The sequence below is a fragment of the Bacillus cereus group sp. BfR-BA-01379 genome, assembly GCF_022663605.1.
In the GTDB taxonomy this organism is placed as follows: domain Bacteria; phylum Bacillota; class Bacilli; order Bacillales; family Bacillaceae_G; genus Bacillus_A; species Bacillus_A mobilis.
The window spans coordinates 1-22,951 of record NZ_JAKUFT010000017.1 but is presented as its reverse complement, the minus strand read 5'-3'; the positions used below and the strand labels follow the sequence as shown (position 1 = coordinate 22,951).

The window sequence follows — 22,951 nt, the reverse complement described above, 5'->3', positions numbered from 1 at the left end:
AATCGTTGTATTTTTTAGAAAGAAGGCTAAACTAAGAGCGATTTGAAATATGTTTTTGTATCCCGCTAGTTGGGGGCAAATCATTCACTTCTTATTTATGACTTACTACATGTATAGTTCTATTTTGAGTAGGGGTAGGATAGAACGCTCCTATGCACGGCTAGATGCTCTCTTCAATCAACTTGTAAATGATAACGTATGGAGGAATCGTGATGGGAATTTGCCCGCTTTGCAACGCATTAGAATCACAAACATATTCTTGTCAAAATTGCGAAGGTATACTCCAAGATTATGGGAAAACTGTAGATTACATAGACGATTATAGTGCGTATATGGATCAAGAATTATTAAGTGCAGTAGATGGTTTAACACATAGTAATTCACAAGAATACTGCAATCATGTTTTTTATTGCGGGATGTGTAACGTGGAAACAGAAGTTGTAGTGAAACTTGTGTAAATAGAAAACTTCCACCTTATGAATGAGGTGGAAGTTTTTGTTTTCGTATTTGTGAGTGAATCATAGGGGAAGGGATATGTTCGGTGTTTGATGGAGTTCCGGATTTTATTTGAGACATTTTTTCTTTTGCATCGCGCAAAGAATGTTCAGTTAAGTAGATGGCATATTCGTAAAATAATTGGCGCGTCAGTTCACTTTGTTCTTTTAACTTTTCATCTTGGAATACAGTCCGCCCAGGTTTAGAGTTTGCTTCAAAGAGCCACGGGTTTTCCTGCGTGTCTAAACCGATATCAAAACCAATTTCTCCAATATTTCCGGTTACTTGTTCATCGAGCGCGTAACTGATTTGTAAGGCTGTATGTTTTAATTTATTTTCAATTTGAACTTGTTTCGTTGAATCAGGAAAAAGCTCTTGCAGTAATTTTGTATCACCACCGCTATTTACATGTGTTGTTAAACTACCTTTGCCAGCAATTTTTGCAACGATTGCACTGACAATCCATTGACCGAAATGATTTTTATTTGTATGAATGCGGAAATCAACCGGTTGCCCATCGAAGCGAAGTAAGGAAATACCTTGTTGTACGATAAACTTTTTTAAATCATGTCCTTTTAATACATGGTTCAGAAGCGTTTCTAATGATTGATACTTTCTTAGTTTGTTTTCTTCATTTTCGCGATAACGACAGTAGTAGCAATTCTCTGCTTGAGAATAAAATAGTTGATGAATATTTCTACCGAAGCTGCCGTGAATGGGTTTCATGTAAATCGATTTATACGTACCGAGAAATCGTTCTACTTGTTCGAAGTTTTGAAATGTTTCTGTGTTTGGTAAGAATGGCATAATGGATTCATCTTTCATAAGAAGTTGATGCACTTCCCATTTATTAAAAAATCCTGGATTAAACCACGGAATAGCATAGTCATGCTCTAATTTTCTTTTTGCTCTTACGATCGGTTTATAATTTTCAGCTTTCCGATTTGGTAATCGGTCGTAAATGACATTCGGTAAAGGGACTTTTTTCTTAATCCATTGCCCTTCTTGAAAGAAATACCCTTCAATTGTTTCATCTTCCCAGTCTATATGTTGCACACCAAAAACGAATACAAATGGTCGCAAGGTGAATGGCGGCGTTAGTAACTCACCAAGAGAAGTTGAACGGTTTCCTAAAGGGTTAGAAGAGTCATCGTTAAAACCAGTTGTGAAAATCCCGATTAATGGTCCGAAAACAATAGTCTCATTTTGCGTGAATGCATGGATAGTAGTGGAATGAGGAAGCAAAAGCTTCTCTGCAATTTGTTGTCCGATAATGATTTCACGAGTAAAGGAATAATGAATTTTTACCTCTTCACTTGCAACATGGCGTACGCCGAAGGAAAGGGATGTAATCGGTGGTGTAATGGAAAAAATATAAGGTAAAGTAATACTATTTGGATGCTCATCTGAAATATTTAACGTATATATGTGCTCTTTCAAAATGGGTTTACCCCCTTTCATTATGGTGTGAAGCGGCTAAACTTTAGTGGTCCGTGATATATTTTTTCGGCTAATGCATCGCTATGACGAATGTAATGTTCGTACGGGGGAATCGTGTTGACATACATAAGCCAAATGGCCCCCTTTTGATCCATAATGGTGGAAAGCTCTAGCTCGAATAACGAAGAATAAGATTGATCTAATGTTTGGAACACTTCATTTATAATATCGTGTAAAGCGTCTTGTAATAATTGTACACCGGTACTAGATAGTACGTATTTAACTTTTGAAAATGAATGCAGCGAGGAATCATCTGTTGCCGAAAGTAAAAGTTGATTCGGAAATGAGCTTTTTTGTATAAATTGGCCAATAGCATTCCACTTCTGTTCTTTATTTTTTTGCAAAATGGTTCGAATATGGAGTGGGTATGTTAATTGATTAGGTGGCTGCAGCATAGTGTGGGTGATGTAACGTGCTGATCGTATATTAGATTTGTACCAAGATATAAATTCATCTGTTCGCTTGATTGGAGTAGAAGTATGATAGTCATCATTTATCGTATCGATATGAAACGTTTTGTTTTTGTAAGCGACCCGGTACAGACTTTCATTGGAATGTGTATGGGTAGGACGTATAATAATATCTTTTGTTTTTAATAACAGTTTGAAAATGTTTTGGATTGTTGCTATTTCAAATTTTGGTATATAAGGAGATAATTTTTTATTTGTGAGAAATACATCATGTAGTTCGCTTAAGTCAATGAGTGTGTTATTTAAAAAGGTAGTGGTAGGACGGTTGTGTAATGAGTGAATAATTGACTTTGCTTTTTCGAAGTCTGTGTCCTCGTTAAAAGAAGAACGATCGTATATATAAGAAGGAATAGGGAATGTTTGCTCTTTCCATTTTCCTGTATCCGTATCATAAATCAGACCAGAGACAAGATCTGTTTTAGGATTAATACCAAATGGCGTAAACTGGGCAACGACATTATGATAAAGCCGAGCGCGTTTAGCGATTTCGGTGTAATACGTTTGCTCATAATGAGGGTGAGAAGTTAAAATACCGAGAACCAACGAAATCACTCCTTTACTAACAAAATGTTGGCACAATAGGCGAAGCTATATATTGCAAATACGTTTTTATACCATTATACTTTTGTCCGTATGATGATATGCTATAGTTTTGGAGAAGCGAAAGGTTGATTGTAATGAATATATGGTTAAGTATGTTAACGACGACAGGGCTCGGAGCAATTATTGGGGGATTCACAAATCATTTAGCGATAAAAATGTTATTTCGTCCGCATCGCCCTATTTATATTGGGAAGTTTCAAGTTCCATTTACACCAGGATTAATTCCGAAGCGCCGCGATGAGCTTGCTGTTCAATTAGGAAAAATGGTTGTCGAGCATTTGTTAACGCCAGAAGGAATCGGAAAGAAGCTAACAAATGAAGAGTTTCAAAAAGGCTTAATTCAATGGATGCAAGTAGAAGTGGATAAAGTAATGACGAATGAACAATCACTGCGACAAATGTTAGAGAAATGGAACGTAGCGCATGTAGAAAAAGAAGCAACCGAGAAAATCGAACATGTGATTACAGAAAAAATTCAGGCATTTTTAGAAGAGTACTATACATATACATGGGAACAGGCTTTACCTCATTCTGTTCATGAAAAAATAGAGAATGCGATTCCAAATGTTTCGGCGTTTATTTTAGATCGAGGAATTAATTTTTTTGAAAGTGAAGAAGGGAAAGCACGTCTTTCAAAAATGATTGATGATTTCTTTGCTTCTAGGGGAACGCTGCTTAACTTAGTCGGAATGTTTTTAGGGAATGTAAGTGTAGTGGATCGTGTGCAGCCAGAAGTTATTAAGTTTTTAGGGCAAGATGGCACAAAGCAACTTTTAACTGATGTACTGCAAAAAGAGTGGGAGAAGTTAAAAGGAAGAGATGTAAAAGAAGTAGAAACGTTTGTAGACAAAGAAATAATTGTAAGCTCTATATTGTCAGCGGTTAAAGTGGAGGAAACAGTGAGTAAGTTTTTAAACCAATCTGTGCAGCAAGTATGTGAGCCAGTTCGAGAAACAATCATGGAAAAGGTAGTCCCAAGTGCAGTAACGAAAGGCTTAAAGTGGGGGACAGAAAACGTAGCGAGTATATTAAACAATCTCCATCTTGCGGAAATTGTGCAGCAAGAAGTATCCACATTCTCAACAGAGAGACTAGAAGATTTAGTGCTATCCATTACAAAAAATGAACTAAAAATGATTACGTATTTAGGTGCCTTATTAGGCGGGATGATTGGACTCGTGCAAGGACTGTTATTGTTGTTTCTTAAATAATAAGATGAGTACATAGAAATAAAAGTGAAATTTCTTCACATCTCTTGCATAGTTTGATATGGTAAGTAGAGGTGCGTATGTAAATGCACTTAAAAGGCAGTGTGAGTGAAAAGCGCTAGCCTTCTAAAGGAGGAAAAATAAAATGACAAAAAACATTCATGATGTTGCATATGAATTACAAAAAGCAATCGCTGAAAACGAAGATTTCCAAACATTAAAAGCAAGCTACGCAGCAGTTCAAGGTGACGCAGCTTCAAAGAACTTATTCGATGAGTTCCGCACAATGCAACTTGGCCTACAACAAAAAATGATGCAAGGTCAAGAAATCACTGAGGAAGATAACCAAAAAGCACAAGAAGTTGTAGCTCGCATTCAACAAGACGCTAAAATCACAAAGTTAATGGAAACTGAACAACGCCTAAACATCGTTATCACTGACGTTAACAAAATTATCATGCAGCCACTTGAAGAATTATATAACGCGCAACAACAAGCGTAATAGTGGAAGACGCCCCTGTATAGGGGCGTCTTTTCTGTTTGTTATTTGTGGAAATACTCAGTCTCAATATTCTTCTCCTTCAAAAACTTTTCAATTTCTTTTTGCTTCCTACCATTCACTTTCTCAAATCGTTTTGTAAAAGAAAAATCAGTTTTGAATAAGTTGCCATCTTGCGCGATTTTGTCTAATTCTTGCTCTAGTTCTACTGAAAGTGCCGTAGATGCTGAAATGAATTCATACATTTCCTTCGAAGGCTGTTTGTAATCATCAGGGATCGTATTGTTACTAATAAAATCATGGAAATTCGCATCGTTTTGTTTTGCTAAATCTACAAGTTGTTGTAATTTCTCGCGGTCGGATTCCGTGACATTCTCGTCAGACATGGCTGACGAAAGTGGGACGATGTTTTCGTATAACTCTCCGCTATAATCTAAATACGTTTTTATATTTTGTTTCATTTCATCTTCATTAATCGTTTCATTCTTTTTTGAGGAAGTGAATATCGTTTCTGGAATTTTAATCGTTACATCTTTAATAGATTGTACATCGTTTTCTTCCTTAGGTTGTACACTGTTTGAACAAGCTGGTAGCAATAAAAGTGTCAGTAACATGAGTAGATATAAAGTATACTTTTTCATTTTAATCTCCTTTTACATTCATTAGTTTCTTTGTAAAATAGCTATATTCCATTTCAAGTACTTAACTAAAGTTGCGTATAGATGTTTTACCATTTGGTAAGATATGACGGATATTAATAAACCGCTGCAAAAAGCGATGAACACATTATAAACATCCGAATAACTGATTTGATGAAACCCTTTAAAAAATCCTAGTCCTATTAATAAAATAGGTGAGATGATTAATAACGGAGTGGCAATGATAAGTGCTAGAAGAATCGGTAATAAAAAGAGTAGTACGAAAAAGGCGATAATGATAAAGGCAAAGTTTAAAACACTTAAGCTCATAACAGAAAATAGTGCAGTTATCATATTTTTAAAGCTTCGTTTATTATCAGCGTTGCTTATTGCATAGGAAACAGTAAGTTCTTTCGCGATCGTTTTAGGGTTTCCTAGTTTTCTAGCAATTTCTTCTTCGCATTTCCCATCTTGTTTACCACTGATAAAATGAGTTTCGTACTCTGAAATAATATCTTTCTTTTCTACATTGGGCATATTCCGCAGGGAGGAACTAAGTTGTTCCAAAAATTCACTTTTGTTCATAACAATCACTTTCCTTTATAAAATGATGAATTACAGATGAGAATCTTGTCTTTTGAAAAGGGGGATGCGAGTTATAAAATGTGTTCCAATTAATGGGTATTCCAATATTTACAAATATATCATTTGCTAGTGTTCTTTGCAAGGTACTGTAATGTTTTTAATACTGTGATGTGATGGGAGTTTTTCGGACATTTTTAGATGAGTTATAAAAATATTATTTTAGGATAAATAAAGGGGTGTAAGCGGATTCCTTATTATTTGTCAAAATACTGTCAAATTCATATTCTTGGAAAAATAATGCATTTGTACTATAATGATAAACAATACTTCACCACATTAATTAACCAGGTGAAATTAAAAATCTTTATTACACACATTATGAAATAAAGGGATGATCAGTTTGAGTACAGGTGTAAAAGCAAACGACGTGAAGACAAAAACAAAAGGAGCAGATCTTGTTGTTGATTGTTTAATTAAACAAGGTGTTACACATGTTTTCGGTATTCCAGGAGCGAAGATTGACTCTGTATTTGATGTACTGCAAGAAAGAGGACCAGAGTTAATTGTTTGTCGTCATGAGCAAAATGCAGCATTTATGGCAGCTGCTATTGGTAGATTAACAGGGAAACCGGGCGTATGTCTTGTAACTTCAGGACCAGGGACATCAAATTTAGCGACAGGCCTTGTTACTGCGAATGCGGAGAGTGATCCCGTTGTTGCTTTAGCTGGTGCAGTTCCGCGTACGGATCGATTAAAACGTACGCATCAATCTATGGATAATGCTGCACTATTCGAACCAATCACAAAATATAGCGTAGAAGTAGAACATCCTGATAATGTGCCAGAAGCATTAAGTAATGCATTCCGAAGTGCGACTTCCACAAATCCAGGAGCGACTTTAGTAAGTCTTCCGCAAGACGTTATGACTGCGGAAACGACTGTAGAATCTATCGGTGCGCTTTCTAAGCCACAGCTTGGAATCGCTCCCACACATGAAATTACATATGTAGTAGAAAAAATAAAGTCAGCGAAATTACCGGTTATTTTACTCGGTATGAGAGCGAGCACAAATGAAGTGACGAAAGCAGTTCGTGAATTAATTGCAGATACAGAACTTCCTGTCGTTGAAACATATCAAGCAGCTGGTGCCATTTCGCGTGAGTTAGAAGATCATTTCTTCGGCCGCGTTGGATTATTCCGTAACCAACCAGGTGATATTTTACTAGAAGAAGCAGACCTTGTTATTTCGATCGGTTATGACCCAATTGAGTATGATCCGAAATTCTGGAATAAGCTTGGAGACAGAACGATTATTCATCTTGATGATCATCAAGCAGATATCGACCATGATTACCAACCAGAGCGTGAATTAATTGGTGATATTGCCTTAACGGTAAATAGCATCGCGGAGAAATTACCGAAACTTGTATTAAGTACGAAATCAGAAGTGGTATTAGAACGATTACGCGCGAAATTATCAGAACAAGCAGAAGTTCCGAACCGTGCTTCAGAAGGTGTTACGCATCCACTTCAAGTGATTCGTACACTTCGTTCTTTAATTAGTGACGATACAACTGTTACATGTGACATCGGTTCCCATTCTATTTGGATGGCGAGATGTTTCCGTTCTTATGAACCACGTAGATTATTATTTAGTAACGGTATGCAAACGTTAGGTGTTGCACTTCCTTGGGCAATCGCAGCTACTTTAGTAGAACCAGGTAAAAAAGTAGTTTCCGTATCAGGTGACGGTGGTTTCTTATTCTCAGCGATGGAGTTAGAAACGGCGGTACGTTTAAATTCTCCAATCGTCCATCTTGTTTGGAGAGACGGCACATATGATATGGTTGCATTCCAACAAATGATGAAATACGGTAGAACATCAGCTACAGAGTTCGGTGATGTTGATCTTGTGAAATATGCGGAAAGTTTCGGAGCGTTAGGTCTTCGTGTTAACGCGCCTGATGAATTAGAAGGGGTATTAAAAGAAGCATTAGCAGCAGATGGTCCTGTCATTATTGATATTCCAATTGACTATCGTGACAACATTAAATTAAGCGAAAAATTATTACCAAACCAATTAAACTAATGGAGGCAGATTTGAGATGACTGTTGCGCAATTAATCGATATTGATGCAAAAAAAACGAAAACGAGTAATGAAGTATATCAAACATCTACAATGCTTGCACTATTAGATGGTATATATGATGGTGTGATTAGCTTTGAGGAATTGAAAGAACGTGGTGATTTCGGCATCGGCACATTTGATCAATTAGATGGTGAAATGATAGCATTTGATAATGAATTTTATCATTTACGTTCGGACGGTTCAGCGGAAAAAGTAGAGCCAGAAGAAACAACGCCATTTGCGACGGTAACGTTTTTTGAAAAAGAAATGAGTTATACGGTAGAGCGTCCGATGAATCGTGAAGAAGTGGAAGCTTTATTACATGAATTAATGCCGAGTAAAAACTTATTTTATGGTATTCGAATGGATGGTACGTTCCGTGAAGTAAGAACGAGAACTGTTCCAAGACAAGAAAAACCGTATACACCACTCGTTGAAGTGACGAAATCGCAACCAATCTTTTCATTTAAGCATACAGAAGGTACGCTGGCTGGATTTTGGACACCAGATTATGCGCAAGGTATTGGTGTAGCTGGTTTCCACTTACATTATATTGATGATGAAAGAAGCGGAGGCGGACATGTTTTCGATTATGTTGTTGAAAACTGTACGATCCAAATTTGTCAAAAAGCGCATATGCATTTAGCACTTCCAGAAACAGCTGACTTTATGATGGCTGAATTATCAAGAGAAAACTTAGAGGATAATATTGCGACTGCGGAAGGTGCGGAGTAAAAGGGAGAGACTGTTCCATTGTGGAACAGTCTTCTTTTATTTGCCGTGTCGTTAATATCGTTTATCCCGCTTTAATGGGCAGTAAGACCCCCACCTCAAAATTCAGCGAAAGCAAAGAATTTAGGCGGGGGATCAACTGCCCATAAAAGTCCGATTGGTTCAACTAATAATCAGTGGGGGATGAAAAAAAACCCACTGATTAAAGTTTCACTTTATTTTTTTGAAACAAACGGATGCCCCTCATAATAAAAACGCCACGGATAATGTACAGCTTCTTCTGCATAGTCGATGTTAATACGAGGTCCTGCTGTTATTTTATATTGTGATGACATGTGTTCTTCTTCTGGGACGAGTTCAATATGTAATGTGTCGCTTTGTAAGGATACACCTCGTTCTTCTAAAGTAATTCCGAGTGCACGGCATAGTTTGCCAGGGCCATTCGTTAAATTTTTATACTGCGCTTTTGTAACGTCTGTTTTGTTGTAGCGCGCTAATTTTATTTCTTCTATTCCATCTACTGGCTCAAGGGCTCGAATGAGAACGCCTTGCGGGGTGCCAACTGGCGCTGTAATGACGTTAAAACAATGATACATACCGTAAATTAAATATACGTAAGCATGTCCTGGTGCGCCAAACATGACTTCTGTACGGTCTGTTCGTCTCCCGCCGTAACTATGTGCGGCCTTATCATTGGGACCTTTATATGCTTCTACTTCTACAATGATTCCGCTTCGTGTTATTCCGTCTACAATATGTACAAGTTTTTGTCCGAGTAATTTCTTTGCGACTTCTAACGTATCGCCTTCATAAAAGGAAGGAGGTGCTTGCATTGTACTATCTCCTTTGCTGAGTGTATATGTATATAGTAAACCAAATTTTCAGTAGTAATTCTAACTCGTTCTATTTGCTACATTTATTTCATAAATTATGGATAGAGTACAACAGCGAAGAGGGGGAGTGCGACATGATTTATCGCTTACTAGCTCTTAATATAGATGGGACACTACTATACAACAACGGAAAAATTGCAAAAGGATTACGAGAAACGATTGAATTTGTGAAAAGAAAAGATGTATACGTTACATTATTTACGAGCCGTAATTTTCAATCCGCTTATAAGGTAGCAAAGGCGTTAAAATTAGATTCTATATTAGTGACACATGGCGGTGCTTTCGTTTCAGCGACGTTAGATAAGCCGTACGTTCAAAGAAGATTATCGGAAGAGAAGACGTTTAACATTGTGCAAGTGTTAGAGCACTTCGATTGTAACGTCCGCATTTCTCATGAACGATTTTCAATCGGAAATCGTGAGAGAAATACACCAAACTTAATTGCGCGTACTGTATTATCAAGCGCAGATCCGTTATTTTATCCGGTTCAGTTTGTAGACTCGTTAGGTGATGCGCTCCGTGATCATCCAGTAGCGGCACCAAAAATTGATGTGATTTTCCAAAGTAAAGGTGAAAAAGAACGAGGATTAAATACATTACGAAAAGCATTCCAAGATATAGAGTATGTTGAGTGCGACTCAAAACGAATAGAAATCTTGCCGCAAAATGTATCAAAACTACGTGGATTACAATTGCTTGGAGAGCATTTAAATATTTCGCTAAACGAAATGGTTGCGATTGGAGATAGTCTGGAAGATTTAGAGGTAATTGAAAATGTGGGGCTTGGTGTGGCGATGGGGAACTCGCCTGTAGAATTAAAGCAAGCAGCAGACTGGATTACACGTTCAAATAGTGAGAACGGTGTAGAGTATATGATTAAAGAACATTTCCGTAAGCAATTCCCGCTTCCGTTTTTGAAGAATCATAAAAATACACCGAAATGATGAAAGAAAAACGTAGCTTTTTGGCTACGTTTTTTGTTGAACTAATTAAAATGAATGAAAACGTTCTAGATTGTGAATTGTGTATGAAATCTATACAATTCACTTGAATACTCTGGGAAACTGTTGTAGAGTGAATGATGTTGCCGACGAAGTTACACCACATGAAATATTCTCTAGGTTAATTTTATTTAACTCCCATACGTAAAAAAATTTCCGCATGATAATTTCGTTCACGTATTATTTCAAAAATGAATTGTAGTAATTTTACTAATTAGTTGTAGAGTGTCTTTGTTTTATTTAAATGGATTATTTTAAGTTAATGTGAGTAAGGATTGGTACATATGGAATGTACTTTATTTCGTAAATTTAGGAATTATAAAAGGGGGAATGAATTTTTTGAGGAAATCATTTAATCAAAAAATAAAAAAATTAAGTAGTAGTTTTATAGTTGTGTTATTAGCATGTATGAATTTTTTAATCCATTTACCGTATAAAGCAGAGGCAGCTACAACAGAATTAAAAGGTTTAGGTGATGTATCTTATTACAATGCAATCATTTTTGGAGATCATAGTGCAACGAGTGCGGATATTGAGGGTGCGATGGCTGTTCAAAAAAATATGAATGCATCAAGTTATACAGTCTTAGCGGCTGCAACGGGAGCGAATAATTTAGCTGGAGCGACATGGGTAGATGAAGGATATCCGTCATTATTACTAGGTGGTCAATTTACGAAAGCGGGAACAGGACAAGTAATTATCCAAGATGGAACAGTGGCAATGACAAAAGATGGTGACCCAGAAGGTGCAATGAAATCATCGTATGACCGTATCTCTTATAAAGAGCAAGCGGAGATTGATACTAAATTTAAAGAGTTTAGAAAAGATGTTGATAGTGTAATTGAGGATGCGGGCCAATTACACACTGATAAACCAAAATCGGGTATGACCTTTGGGATCGGTGAAGATGTAAATAATTCTAATATTTACGTCTCTTCAGGATTAGAAGGGCAAGAACCATTCAATGTAAAGGATGTTTATCTTCCAAATGTAAATAACAAAGATTTTATTGTTATTCATTCAGATGCAGAAGAAGTTAATTTTGGTGGCGGTGCAATCCTGTATGATACGACAGATAAGGGCGGGTTCACATTAGTTAATACCTCTCAAGCATATGACCCTAATTCCTTTTTTACTGAGTTAGCTAGTAAAGTCATTTGGGTGTTCCCTAATGCTAAAAAGATAACAACTAAAGGATATGGTGTAGTAGGTAGTGTATTTGCGCCTAATGCAGTTGTAGAGACAAAGGGTGGCTCTATTAACGGACAAGCCTTTGTTGGTGGATTACACCAAAGAGATGGATTTGAGGTTCATAACTTTAAATTTAATTGGCCGAAGTGGAAAAATCCGGCTGTAGAAAAAGGAAATTTACAAATTAAAAAAGTTGATGAAAACGATGAAAACATTGTTTTAAAAGACGCAAAATTTGATGTTATAGACAAAGAGAATCATGTTGTGGCTACTGTTACAACAAACGAAGATGGTATTGCAGAAGTTAAAGACTTACCGTTTGGTGATTATTTTGTAAAAGAAATTAGTGCACCAGAAGGATATATAAAAGTTGATACACCAGTAAAAGTAACAATTGATAATACAAACATAATTGAATTTGTTATGAAGAATACGAAAAAAGTAGAAAATGGTCAATTTAAATTATTGAAAAAAGATAGTGAATCTGGTCAACTTTTACCAGGTGCAAAATTTGATGTTATAGATAAAGATGGGAACGTTGTCGAAACAATTATTACAGATGGTAAAGGTGAAGCTTTATCAAAACAACTTCCAGTTGGAACATATACATTAAAAGAAGTTGAAGCACCAAAAGGTTACGAGCTATCATCTAGTTTAGTTCATGTTGATGTAGCTGCTAATAAAACAGTGACTGTAGATGTGTTGAATAAAAAAATTGTTGAAAAAGCTACAGGTCAATTTGAAATCGTAAAAGTGGATGCAGAAGATAAAGCGAAAGTATTATCAGACGCAGAATTTGAAGTGTACAAAGATGGTAAAAAAGTAGAGACGTTACGAACAGATAAAACAGGTAAAGTAATCTCTCAGAAATTAGAGCCAGGAACATACACATTAAAAGAAACGAAAGCACCACAAGGATATACATTATTAAAAGAAGAAATTGAAGTCGTTGTGGAAGCAAACAAAGTAGTACAAGTACAAGTAGAAAACGCAAAAGAACTAGGAAGCTTACAAGTAATCAAAAAGGATGCAGAGAGTGGAAAAGTTCTAGAAGGCGCAGAATTTAGACTGAAGAACGAAACTGGTCAAGTAGTTGGAGAAGCGAAAACAACGAATAAAGACGGTGTAGTACAATTCGGAAACTTAGTGCCAGGGAAATATACGTTAGAAGAAACGAAAGCGCCGGAAGGCTATAAAGCAGTAGAAGTAACAGTCGGAGTAAATGTAGTAGCAAATGAAGTAGTAAAACAAGAAGTTATGAATGAAAAAGTAACAGGTCAATTTGAAATTGTAAAAGTAGATGCGAATGATAAAGCGAAAGTATTATCAGGTGCAGAATTTACAGTATATAAAGATGGTAAAAAGGTAGCGGAACTGAAAACAGATGAGAGTGGAGAAGTGATGTCACCAAAATTACCATTTGGTGAATATACAGTAAAAGAAACGAAAGCACCAGAAGGTTACAAGCTTTCAAATAAAGAATGGAAAGTAACAATACAAAACGAGAAAGAAGTAGTGAAAGTAGAGGCGGAAAACGAAAGAATCTTAGGTTCTCTACAAATTATTAAGACGGATGATAAAGATAAAGCGAAACGTTTAGCAGGCGCAGAATTTACATTGAAAGATGCGCAAGGGAATGTTGTAAAAGAAGGAATTACAACAGATGAGTCTGGAACTGTTAAAGTAGACGGACTAGTGCCTGGTGAATATACGTTAGAAGAAACAAAAGCGCCAGAAGGTTATGAGTTAACAAAGCAAGTAATTCATGTAACAGTTGATGGTGAAAAAGTTATTGATGTAAAAGTAACGAATAGTAAGAGCCTCGGTCAATTCGAAATCGTAAAAGTAGATGCAAACGATAAAACGAAAGTATTATCAGATGCAGAATTTGAAGTGTACAAAGATGGTAAAAAAGTAGAGACGTTACGAACAGATAAAACGGGTAAAGTAATCTCTCAGAAATTAGAGCCAGGAACATACACATTAAAAGAAACGAAAGCACCACAAGGATATAAGTTGTTAAAAGAAGAAATTGAAGTCGTTGTGGAAGCAAACAAAGTAGTACAAGTACAAGTAGAAAACACAAAAGAACTAGGAAGCTTACAAGTAATCAAAAAGGATGCAGAGAGTGGAAAAGTTCTAGAAGGTGCAGAATTTAAGCTGAAAAATGAAACTGGTCAAGTAGTTGGAGAAGCGAAAACAACGAATAAAGACGGCGTAGTAACATTCGAAAACTTAGTGCCAGGAAAGTATACGTTAGAAGAAACGAAAGCGCCGGAAGGTTATAAAGCGTTAGAAGTGACGGTAGAAGTAAATGTTGTTGCAAATACAGTAATGAAGCAAGAAGTATTAAATGAAAAAGTGAAAGAAAAAATTACAGGTCAAATAGAAATTATAAAGGTAGATGCTAATGATAAAGATAAAAAATTAGCGGGCGCAGTGTTTGAAATTTTGAAAGATGGAACAAAAATAGACGCATTAACATCAGATGAAAATGGTAAAGCAACTTCGAAAGAACTAGAGCCAGGAGATTATATTTTAAAAGAAGTTCAGGCACCAGAAGGATACAGTTTATCTGATAAGGAAATTGAATTTACGATTTCTAATCAAGAAATTGAAGTAGTAAAACTTCAAATTACAAATGAAAAAGAAACAAGCAAAGGTCCAGAGAAGCCAGGTGAAGAAACAGAAAAACCGGGTGGAGAAACAGAAAAACCGGGTGGAGAAACAGAAAAGCCAGGCGAAGAGACAGAGAAACCGGGTGAAGGAACAGAAAAACCAGGTGGAGAAACAGAAAAACCAGGTGAAGGAACAGAAAAACCAGGTGGAGAAACAGAAAAGCCAGGTGAAGGAACAGAAAAACCGGGTGAAGGAACAGAAAAGCCAGGCGAAGAGACAGAGAAACCGGGTGAAGAAACAGAAAAACCAGGTGAAGGAATGGTAAACGTAGATAAAGAACAACCTACCTTACCAGAAAAAGGACAAGATGCATCTCATGCGCAACGTCTTCCAGCCACCGGACATGATATGAATTATCTACCATTCATTGGTTTTGCTCTTGTTTTATTAGGAATACGTCTTAGATTTATGATTAAAAATAGTTAATAGTATTATAAAAGGCATAAGAGAAATGTTATCTCTTATGCCTTTTAGTTTTTTTATTTAAGCTTCAATAACTTTAAGCATTCGATTTAAAAATGCGGCTGATTCAGCACGTGTTGCTGTGCCTTTTGGTACGAATTCATTACGCTCGTTCCCTTTTACGATTCCGTATGCGTAAACATTTTGTAATGCCTTCTTATCGTATGCTAAATCTTGGTCAATGAATGGTAATTTCATTTCTTTTCTATAAATTGAGTTATATGCTAATGCACGGTCAATCATAATAACAGCTTCATCACGTGTGATTGTAGCGGTTGGATCAAATTTATTATTTCCGCGACCACTAATGATACCTGCGCTAGCGGCACGGTTAATTCCGTCTATTAAAGATGGATGCGCTTCATTTAAATCTGTAAATGTAGCGTTTCCAGCCGGTAATTTTAAAGCTCTCGACATTAAATTTGCAAATTCAGCTCGTGTTACGAGGCGGTTTGGCCAGTAAGAACCATTTCCATCACCGAACATGATTTTTCTAGTTGCTAACTGACGAATGTCTTGTTCATACCATCCACCTGTAATATCGTCTTTTTCATGAGGGACTTCTGGCGGCGGAATAACTTCTTTACGATTTTCATTATAGTAAGCGTTCGTGCCCTTTAAGAAAGCATCCCATTGTCCGCGTTGAATCATAAATGCAGGGCAGTTTTTTCCGCTCCAAAATTGATGCTTTTGAACGTGATCTAGAGATATGTTTAATTCGTTCATTAAATAAGCAGCTAATTTCCGGGCATTTTCTACCGCTTTCGTATAATTTCCATCACTATTCACAGCAATTTCAATTCCGATAGATTCATAGTTTCCAGTCTTATTTCCAGCATGCCAACCAACTTCATTTATTGGTAGATGTTGATAAATTTCTTTGTCATCTACTGTAAAATGCCAAGATGCTGAACGATCAGTTTTCCCGCGTGCTTGACTATCTAAGTACTTTGCATGATTTAACGCGTTAGCACCTTTACTCGTATTAGCAGTTTCATGAATTGTAATGTATTTCGGTTCCATTGCGTAGCCGGGACGAATGTTTTCATTCCCTTTTGGAACAATCATTTCTTTAAATGTAACACCATAAACGTTATTTGTAGGCAAATTAGATGGTGTTTTGAAGAAAGTTGCACTTCTCTTTTCGATAGAACTTGTTTTTTCAAATAATGATGCTTTTGTACCTTCAAATGTAGCTGAAGGTGCATAAATCCATTTTTCAGTTCCGTTCATTTGAATTTTAAACCAATTCCCAGCTTGTTCAGTAGGAGCTACTGTTTGTGGCTGTAATGTTGTTTCTTCTTTAAACGATTGGAAAGGGAATGAATATACTGATGTTTCTTCTGTTACAATTAGTTTTTGATCCGAGAGTTTATGAATCTCTTGTACTTCTAAACTAGTACTTTCCTTATTAACCCAGCCAGAACCAAATGTAGTTTGTATATAATATGTATTACCTTTTTTCTTCGTTGCTTTTACTACTGGTTCAGTAATTTCAATATTTGTTTTGGTTTTTAAGTCGTTTGCATCGTATAGTGGAAGTTTTGTTGATAAGTGGAGAAGATATTCACCCGAGATTTCAAGGTCGTTTTCTTCGTCATGTCTATGCTGTTTTGCATGTTCTTCAATGCTTTTTAAAGCTTGTTCATCAATAGACAATTCCGCAGTTTTCTCTATATTTTCTGCGAATGAATGGGTAGGTGCTATAAATGCTTGTAATGCCAAAGATAGTGCTAAAATGTTGTAAAAACTTTTTTTCATAGTTGTTTTTTAACACGTTATAGTAGCTATGTCGTGTTAACAGTCCTCCTTTAGGTGTATTTTAAATTAGTAGCAAGTACTAATACGTTCTAGATTGTAACAAGAGCATATTCTAATGTCTATATAACTTGGAAAAGTTCTTGAAAAACCAATATTCAGTTTGTTTTAAATAGGATATAGAAATAAGGTAAAACCTTCTGTATTGACCTACAAACGCCCTTCAAGTAAACTAAAGAGAGTTTGCAAATGAAAAGGTGATAATGTTGTTAATTTCAATTAAAACGTTACAAGATGATCGTTTTTTACGTCCGCTGCAAAATATTGGCGGCTTATTTTTTGAAGATAGTACGATTGGATTTGAACAAGAGGAAGCAAATCTTATTGTTGATATACACATTGAAGAGAATGTGAAAGCATCTGCTCGTTTAACAGATGTTGCTACTGGAAATGTGTATGAAGAAACATTCGCAAAAGATTTATCTGCTTTCACAGATGAAAAAGAGCGTATGAAGCAAGTGAAGCACGTTGTTTCTTATGTATATCTTTCTGTTCTTCAGCAGTTAACTGGTCTTGAACAAAGCTGGGGCATTTTAACAGGAGTTCGTCCGACAAAACTTCTTCATAAAATGCTTCAAAGTGGTATGTCAAAAGAAGAAGCGCATCAAGAACTTCGTGAAAGCTATTTAATTCATGAAGAGAAAATTGAACTTCTTCAGCGTATTGTGGATTGCCAATTAGCGGTAGTTCCGGATTTATACCGTTTGAAAGAGGAAGTAAGTATTTATATCGGTATTCCATTCTGTCCAACAAAATGTGCATATTGTACATTCCCGGCTTATGCAATTAACGGACGCCAAGGATCTGTTGATTCGTTCTTAGGTGGTTTACATTATGAAGTTCGTGAAATTGGTAAGTTTTTAAAAGAAAAAGGTGTAACAGTTACGACGATTTATTACGGCGGCGGTACACCGACAAGTATTACAGCAGAAGAGATGGATATGCTGTATGAAGAAATGTATGAGGCGTTCCCAGATGTGAAAAATGTGCGTGAAGTAACAGTTGAGGCAGGTCGCCCCGATACAATTACGCCAGCTAAGCTAGAAGTGTTAAATAAATGGAATATTGACCGTATTAGTATTAATCCGCAGTCATACCATCAAGAGACACTAAAAGCGATTGGGCGTCATCATACTGTAGAAGAAACAATTGAGAAGTATCACTTAGCTCGTGAAATGGGAATGAACAATATTAATATGGACTTAATTATTGGTCTTCCTGGTGAAGGGCTAGATATCTTCAAGCATACGTTAGATGAAACAGAAAAGTTAATGCCAGAATCGTTAACAGTTCATACGTTATCATTTAAACGTGCTTCTGAAATGACGCAAAACAAACGTAAATATAAAGTAGCTGGTCGCGAAGAAATTACAGCGATGATGCACGAAGCAGAAGAGTGGACGCAAAAGCATAATTACGTACCATATTACCTATATCGTCAAAAGAATATTTTAGGTAACTTAGAGAACGTTGGTTATGCAATGCCGACGCAAGAAAGTATTTATAACATTGTTATTATGGAAGAAGTTCAATCGATTATCGGACTTGGTTGTGGTGCATCAAGTAAATTTGTTCATCCGAAGACAGGTGCAATTACGCACTTCGCAAATCCGAAAGATCCAAAATCATATAACGATGGCTTCGTAAAATATACAGAAGATAAACTGAAAATTTTAGAAGAGCTATTTGTATAAGAAGAAAGAGGTTGTTCCGATTTGGAATAGCCTCTTTTTTATTCCGCTATTTGTGGAAGTTGGTCTGCCTGTAAATGCCTGAGTGGTGATTAAAGTTGCGCTTTATCATGTCAGTTTTGTCGGTAAGTCGATATATTCGACAAACCGCCGGTATAATTTCATTTGCCGATAAACGGAACTGTTTGTAAAACTATGTCGATAATAATCAGAAAAATTAGTCAAATCATTGGAGGACAATGTCTACTTATGGACGAAATGATAGATTTATGAAAGAGAAAAGGGGGAAATTATTGGCATGTACATGACGATAGGGAGAATATTTGATTTAGCGGTTGGTAAGTATCCGAATAAAGAGGCGTTAGTAGAGCCGGAAAAAAATATTCGCTGGACATATAAACAGTGGGATGAGCAAATAAATAAAACGGCGCAAGCTCTGTTGGAAGAAGGTGTAAGAAAGGGAGATACTGTATCTGTTTACTTATATAATTGCCGCGAATTTGTAAACGTTTACTTAGCCTGTGCGAAAATTGGGGCAATCTTTAACCCGATTAACTTCCGTTTAAAAGCAAAAGAATTATCGTATATCCTCCAAGATGCAGCCTCGAAAGTAGTAGTCTTTGAAAAAGCAGTTGAATCAACTGTTGCTATTATTGAACGAGATTTTCCAAATTCGTCTTTTTGGTATGTAGAAGACGATACACCTTCCTATGCGAGTTCTTACCATGAAAAAGTAAATGAAGCATCAGCTGAAAAAGTAAATATTGAAGTCGATGAAATGGATTATTGTTCTATGTTATATACAAGCGGTACGACTGGTCATCCGAAAGGCGTACTACATCGCCATCGTGAAATGACTGAGCATAGTATGATTTGCACGTATTTCATAAAATATAACAGAGATAGTACCGGACTTGTAGTTGCGCCTTTATATCATTGTGGCGAGTTAAACGCTGGAATCATTCCGCGCATTCAAGTTGGTGGAAAGAATGTGATTTTACATCACTTTGATACGGATAGAGTATTACATACGATTCAAGAAGAGAAGATTACGACGTTTTTTGCAGCACCGACGATGTGGAATATGTTACTGCAAAAAGATTTAACGCAGTATGATTTAACTTCGATGAAGATTGGTGTTTATGGAGGAGCAGCGATGGCTCCAGCGCTAGTGAAGGAATGTAAAGAACGTCTTTATATTGATCTTGTCCAAATTTACGGAATGACAGAAATGGGGCCAGTTGTTGCGTTTCTCGTAGAAGAAGATCAAATTACGAAAGCAGGTTCAGCGGGAACACCGTGCTTTAGTCATGAAATCCGCATTGTAAAACCGAACGATGACGCACCAGCAGAGCCAGATGATGTATTACCTCCTTATGAAGTTGGGGAGATTATTTTGCGCGGCCCAACTATGATGGCTGGTTATCATAACCGAGAAGAAGCAAATGCAAAATCGATGTATAAAGGATGGTATCACTCTGGTGATTTAGGTTATTTCGATAAAGATGGCTATTTATTCGTCGCAGATCGTGTGGATGATATGGTGATTAGCGGAGGCGTTAATATTTATCCACGTGAAATTGAAGATTTCCTTCATAGTCATCCTGGTGTATTAGATGTTGCGGTGCTTGGTGAACCAGATGAATTATGGGGAGAACGTGTTGTGGCTGTCGTTGTAAAGAAAGATGAAGCGATTACAGAAGAAGACTTGGAAATATATTGTAAAGAAAGTGATGAATTAGCAGATTATAAACGCCCGCGTCATTATTTATTTGTGGATGAACTGCCTCGTAATGCGAGTGGAAAATTACAAAAATTTGTCCTGAGAGAGTCGTTAAAAGGCGCAAAACAATAGGGAGTAGAGCAGTCGTCTATACAAATAAAGCTATCTTTTTTCGTAAGAAAAGGTAGCTTTATTTTTTTGAAAACGATTGAAAAAATGGTATGTATTTTCTATGTAAACTCTCTTTTATTATTATATAAAAATATTTTTTTGGAGATTGTATTTTGTTTATAAATGTATGAAAAACGCTTTAAATAAGGGTTTTGTGAACTTTTTAGGTGGATTGTATAAATGTTAAAATAATAAATGTAGTAAGAGTGGAATAAAGGTATTAGAGGAGAATTATCGATGAAAGATAAAGAAAGTCAGTCATCAGATGACTCTATGAATAAAATGGTCATTTAGTATATTTTGGCAGCATGAACATAGTAACAAATTAATATGTAAATGAACAGTCTTGTAATGTATTTTTATTAGGAATAGTATTTATTGTTGGCTGCCCGAAAAAAGTAGGAATGAACACAATGTAGTGAATGAATTGTATTGTTTATTACTTTATGTTGTAGAACTAACGATGGTTTGATGCTGCAAATAATCTTTAGTCTGTATCCCCTTAGTTTAAGGGGTATTTTGGGTGGAATGGATTTCACGGTTAAAAAGTTTAACAATTAATATTGGAGGTTTTATGAGTACATATTTAAAAAGAATATCTGTAATTTGTTTTATTTTTACTGTTCTTATTGGACAAATTTTTATGCCTATCATAGGGCATGCTCAAGAATTAAACACAGCAGGATTTGTTGATAGTTTTGCGATTGAAAAAACAAAATTAAATTATGGGGAACAGACTAGCATACGTGTAGATTTTAGTGAAAAACCTGGGGAAAAGATGAAGTCCGGGGATACATTAACGTTAGCACTTCCACCAGAATTAAAGGGTTTTAGTGGCACAATTGCGTTAAAGGATGAGTCAGGGCGTGTTTTTGGTACGTGCCAAATTAATGGGAATAATGTAGTTTGTACATTTAATGATACAGTAGAGAAGCTTGAGAATATTAGAGGGAGCTTTAATTTCACTGTTCAAGGTACGAATGTAGAAGCAGGAAAAACGAAAGATGTACAAACGAATTTAGGAACAAATTTAGAGAAACAAACGGTTAGCATTACTCATCCGAAAGGGGATGGTAAAGAACCGGGAATCTTTTTCTATAAATCTGGTGATATTCAGCCAGACAAAAGTAATGAAGTACGTTGGTTTTTAAATATTAATTTAAAGAAACAACATTTACATGACAATATCGTTTTGAAAGATACGTTACAAGAAGGACAAACGCTTAATACAGGTAGTTTCTATATAACGATTAATAATAGAGAATATTTGTCTCTTGAGCAATTTCAACAGCGAGGTTATGGATATATTAAGTTTACTAGTGATAACTCATTTGAAGTCGTAGTTTATAGACATATGGGGAGCGCTAATTCATTTACCGTTGCTTATACATCAACTATAACTGAGAGTGGAAAGAAATTAGAATTTCTACAAAATGACTATAAACTTGATTATCAAATTTTATATGAGAAGCCTACTTCTGAATCGAATAGCGTAAAGGTTAAAAATATATCATTCGGTGGCGAAGCGGAAGGGGATTTACCTACAAAAGGAACGCTGCAAATTGTAAAGCATATTGAAGGTAACGAAGGTAAAGTGATTCCAGGTGTTTCTTTTAAATTATTTACAGAGTCAGGTCAGCAAGTTGGTGATTCTTATACAACAAACCAAGACGGAATAGTTGAAGCACCAAACCTTGCTCCAGGTAATTACTATGTACAAGAAATCGCTGCGCCGAATTACGTAGAGTTTGATCCGAAAGCAAAAATTCCTTTTACAATTAAGCAGGATGCTGTAAACGGAATTAAACTTATGATTTCAAATAAGTTAAAAACTACATCTGTTGCAGGAACGAAAACGTGGGAAGGCGATAAAGTAAATGATCGCCCAAAAACGATTAAAGTAGATTTACTACAAAACGGCAAGGTCATTGCAACGAAAGAAGTTACGGAAGCAAATGGCTGGAAATATGAGTTTGGAAAGTTACCAGCAGTTGATAATGAAGGAAAAGTTCATATGTATGAAGTAAAAGAACGACCAGTATCAGGATATCAATCGAAAGTTAACGGATATGATATTACAAATATAAAGATACATGAAGCAACAGAAGTAGAAGAACAAGGTAAAGAAGAATCGATAGAAGAACTGGAAGCTCCAACTAACCCGGAAACACCAAAGGTAACAGAAGAACCGAAAGAGCTTGAGAATCCAGAAGTAACAGAAAAACCGGAAATTTGGGTAACACCAGAAGAAGAACAAACTAAAGAAGAAACAACAGAAGAAATCAAAGAAGAAAAACCGGAAGAACCAAAGGTGACAGAAGAGCCGAAAGAGCTAGAGAAGCCAGAAGTTACGGAGAAGCCGGAAATTCATGTAAAACCAGAAGAAGAGCAAGTTGAAGAAGAAATAACAGAAGAAATCAAAGAAGAAAAACCGGAAGAACCAAAGGTGACAGAAGAGCCAAA

At 36.2% G+C, this 22,951-nt stretch carries 16 protein-coding genes; 10 read left to right on the top strand and 6 right to left on the bottom strand.

What is annotated here, in order from left to right; genetic code table 11:
- The first annotated feature begins 212 nt into the window (after positions 1 to 212).
- A complete protein-coding gene (locus MR113_RS09010) occupies positions 213 to 458 on the top strand; it encodes a hypothetical protein (protein ID WP_212956097.1) in 246 nt (81 codons plus the stop codon).
- 16 nt (positions 459 to 474) lie between these two features.
- Here MR113_RS09010 and MR113_RS09005 read toward each other — a convergent pair whose 3' ends face one another.
- Complete coding sequence (locus tag MR113_RS09005) at positions 475 to 1,935, bottom strand: YheC/YheD family endospore coat-associated protein (RefSeq protein WP_242253664.1); 1,461 nt, start codon at positions 1,933 to 1,935, stop codon at positions 475 to 477.
- Between the two features lie 20 nt (positions 1,936 to 1,955).
- Positions 1,956 to 3,008 (bottom strand): YheC/YheD family protein, encoded by a 1,053-nt coding sequence (locus tag MR113_RS09000; RefSeq protein ID WP_242253662.1) that lies wholly within the window; start codon positions 3,006 to 3,008, stop codon positions 1,956 to 1,958.
- A 134-nt stretch (positions 3,009 to 3,142) separates the two neighbouring features.
- Here MR113_RS09000 and MR113_RS08995 point away from each other — a divergent pair, with 134 nt between their 5' ends.
- Together MR113_RS08995 and MR113_RS08990 are read left to right on the top strand one after the other, a co-directional pair.
- Positions 3,143 to 4,279 (top strand): DUF445 domain-containing protein, encoded by a 1,137-nt coding sequence (locus MR113_RS08995; RefSeq protein WP_242253661.1) that lies wholly within the window; start codon positions 3,143 to 3,145, stop codon positions 4,277 to 4,279.
- A gap of 142 nt (positions 4,280 to 4,421) precedes the next feature.
- Positions 4,422 to 4,778, top strand: coding sequence for a YlbF/YmcA family competence regulator (locus tag MR113_RS08990; RefSeq protein ID WP_064473844.1), 357 nt, complete (start codon positions 4,422 to 4,424; stop codon positions 4,776 to 4,778).
- Positions 4,779 to 4,819: 41 nt separating this feature from the next.
- Here MR113_RS08990 and MR113_RS08985 read toward each other — a convergent pair whose 3' ends face one another.
- Positions 4,820 to 5,416: an NDxxF motif lipoprotein gene (locus MR113_RS08985; protein ID WP_242253660.1), complete on the bottom strand. Its 597-nt coding sequence runs from the start codon at positions 5,414 to 5,416 to the stop codon at positions 4,820 to 4,822.
- Positions 5,417 to 5,437: 21 nt separating this feature from the next.
- Positions 5,438 to 5,998, bottom strand: a complete 561-nt coding sequence (locus tag MR113_RS08980; RefSeq protein WP_242253659.1) for an HAAS signaling domain-containing protein — start codon at positions 5,996 to 5,998, stop codon at positions 5,438 to 5,440.
- Between the two features lie 400 nt (positions 5,999 to 6,398).
- Here MR113_RS08980 and alsS point away from each other — a divergent pair, with 400 nt between their 5' ends.
- Positions 6,399 to 8,087, top strand: coding sequence for an acetolactate synthase AlsS (gene alsS / locus MR113_RS08975; RefSeq protein ID WP_242253658.1), 1,689 nt, complete (start codon positions 6,399 to 6,401; stop codon positions 8,085 to 8,087).
- Positions 8,088 to 8,103: 16 nt separating this feature from the next.
- Positions 8,104 to 8,862: an alpha-acetolactate decarboxylase gene (gene alsD / locus MR113_RS08970; RefSeq protein ID WP_242253657.1), complete on the top strand. Its 759-nt coding sequence runs from the start codon at positions 8,104 to 8,106 to the stop codon at positions 8,860 to 8,862.
- A gap of 212 nt (positions 8,863 to 9,074) precedes the next feature.
- Here alsD and MR113_RS08965 read toward each other — a convergent pair whose 3' ends face one another.
- A complete protein-coding gene (locus MR113_RS08965) occupies positions 9,075 to 9,692 on the bottom strand; it encodes a DNA-3-methyladenine glycosylase (RefSeq protein WP_242253656.1) in 618 nt (205 codons plus the stop codon).
- 134 nt (positions 9,693 to 9,826) lie between these two features.
- On the opposite strand from MR113_RS08965, the gene MR113_RS08960 reads away from it, so the two are divergent.
- Both MR113_RS08960 and MR113_RS08955 read left to right on the top strand, forming a co-directional pair.
- The gene (locus tag MR113_RS08960) at positions 9,827 to 10,696 is read left to right on the top strand and encodes a Cof-type HAD-IIB family hydrolase (RefSeq protein WP_242253655.1); all 870 of its coding nucleotides are present in this window, start codon (positions 9,827 to 9,829) and stop codon (positions 10,694 to 10,696) included.
- A 396-nt stretch (positions 10,697 to 11,092) separates the two neighbouring features.
- Entirely contained in the window at positions 11,093 to 15,049 is a 3,957-nt protein-coding gene (locus tag MR113_RS08955; protein ID WP_242253653.1) for an MSCRAMM family protein, read from the top strand.
- Between the two features lie 57 nt (positions 15,050 to 15,106).
- On the opposite strand, the gene MR113_RS08950 is transcribed toward MR113_RS08955, so the two are convergent.
- Positions 15,107 to 16,846: an S-layer homology domain-containing protein gene (locus MR113_RS08950; protein WP_242253651.1), complete on the bottom strand. Its 1,740-nt coding sequence runs from the start codon at positions 16,844 to 16,846 to the stop codon at positions 15,107 to 15,109.
- Positions 16,847 to 17,106: 260 nt separating this feature from the next.
- Between MR113_RS08950 and MR113_RS08945 the strand changes: the two genes are divergently transcribed.
- From MR113_RS08945 to MR113_RS08935, 3 genes are all read left to right on the top strand, one after another.
- On the top strand, positions 17,107 to 18,597 hold the full coding sequence (locus MR113_RS08945; protein WP_002007015.1) for a coproporphyrinogen III oxidase: 1,491 nt from the start codon (positions 17,107 to 17,109) through the stop codon (positions 18,595 to 18,597).
- Between the two features lie 295 nt (positions 18,598 to 18,892).
- A complete protein-coding gene (locus tag MR113_RS08940; protein ID WP_242253649.1) occupies positions 18,893 to 20,449 on the top strand; it encodes a fatty acid--CoA ligase in 1,557 nt (518 codons plus the stop codon).
- 613 nt (positions 20,450 to 21,062) lie between these two features.
- The coding region (locus tag MR113_RS08935; protein ID WP_242253730.1) for a Cna B-type domain-containing protein at positions 21,063 to 22,951 on the top strand (1,889 nt) is incomplete at its 3' end.

Bases quoted from the DNA above. Each gene is read 5' to 3' on its own strand.
- MR113_RS09010 (WP_212956097.1), top strand. From the start codon at position 213: ATGGGAATTTGCCCGCTTTGCAACGCATTAGAATCACAAACATATTCT.
- MR113_RS08995 (WP_242253661.1), top strand. From the start codon at position 3,143: ATGAATATATGGTTAAGTATGTTAACGACGACAGGGCTCGGAGCAATT.
- MR113_RS08990 (WP_064473844.1), top strand. From the start codon at position 4,422: ATGACAAAAAACATTCATGATGTTGCATATGAATTACAAAAAGCAATC.
- MR113_RS08985 (WP_242253660.1), bottom strand. From the start codon at position 5,416: ATGAAAAAGTATACTTTATATCTACTCATGTTACTGACACTTTTATTG.
- MR113_RS08980 (WP_242253659.1), bottom strand. From the start codon at position 5,998: ATGAACAAAAGTGAATTTTTGGAACAACTTAGTTCCTCCCTGCGGAAT.
- alsD (WP_242253657.1), top strand. From the start codon at position 8,104: ATGACTGTTGCGCAATTAATCGATATTGATGCAAAAAAAACGAAAACG.
- MR113_RS08965 (WP_242253656.1), bottom strand. From the start codon at position 9,692: ATGCAAGCACCTCCTTCCTTTTATGAAGGCGATACGTTAGAAGTCGCA.
- MR113_RS08960 (WP_242253655.1), top strand. From the start codon at position 9,827: ATGATTTATCGCTTACTAGCTCTTAATATAGATGGGACACTACTATAC.
- MR113_RS08950 (WP_242253651.1), bottom strand. From the start codon at position 16,846: ATGAAAAAAAGTTTTTACAACATTTTAGCACTATCTTTGGCATTACAA.
- MR113_RS08945 (WP_002007015.1), top strand. From the start codon at position 17,107: ATGTTGTTAATTTCAATTAAAACGTTACAAGATGATCGTTTTTTACGT.
- MR113_RS08940 (WP_242253649.1), top strand. From the start codon at position 18,893: ATGTACATGACGATAGGGAGAATATTTGATTTAGCGGTTGGTAAGTAT.